The 518-nt window shown below is 71.6% G+C and carries 1 protein-coding gene; it reads left to right on the plus strand.

The window, feature by feature from the left end:
* Positions 1-518 (plus strand): condensation domain-containing protein (locus IU459_RS37550; RefSeq protein WP_195134309.1); only part of this gene is annotated, 518 nt, incomplete at both ends.

A 518-nucleotide genomic window follows, 5' to 3' on the forward strand; every position in this document is an offset into this window, starting at 1 on the left:
GAGCTGGTCGAGGTCGCCTCGGCCGCGCTGGACGAGTCGCTGGACCGGCTCGATCCGGCGGCCGGCGTGGTCATCCGGTTCGTGTGGCTGGAACCCTCGGCCGCCGATCGCGCCGGACGACTGATCGTCGTGGCGCATCACCTGGTGGTGGACGGTGTTTCGTGGCGCATCCTGGTGCCGGACTTCGTCACCGCGTGGGGTCAGCGCTCCGCGGGCCGGACGCCCGAGCTGGTCGCGCCCGCTACCTCGATGCGCGCGTGGGCGTACGGCTTGGAGCGCGAGGCGGCCAGCCCGGAGCGGGTGGCCGAACTCGACTACTGGCGTTCGGTGACCGGCACGCCCGATCCGCTGCTGACCGAGCGTCCGATGGATCCGGAAGTGGACACCTCGGGCGTCATCGAGAAGTTGCCGGTCGAGGTGTCCGCCGAGGTCACCAAGGCCCTGCTCACCACGGTTCCGGCGCTGTTCCACGGCGGCGTGAACGACGGCCTGCTCACCGCGCTGGCACTGGCCACCGC

The organism is Nocardia amamiensis, from assembly GCF_015477605.1.
Taxonomy (GTDB): domain Bacteria; phylum Actinomycetota; class Actinomycetes; order Mycobacteriales; family Mycobacteriaceae; genus Nocardia; species Nocardia amamiensis_A.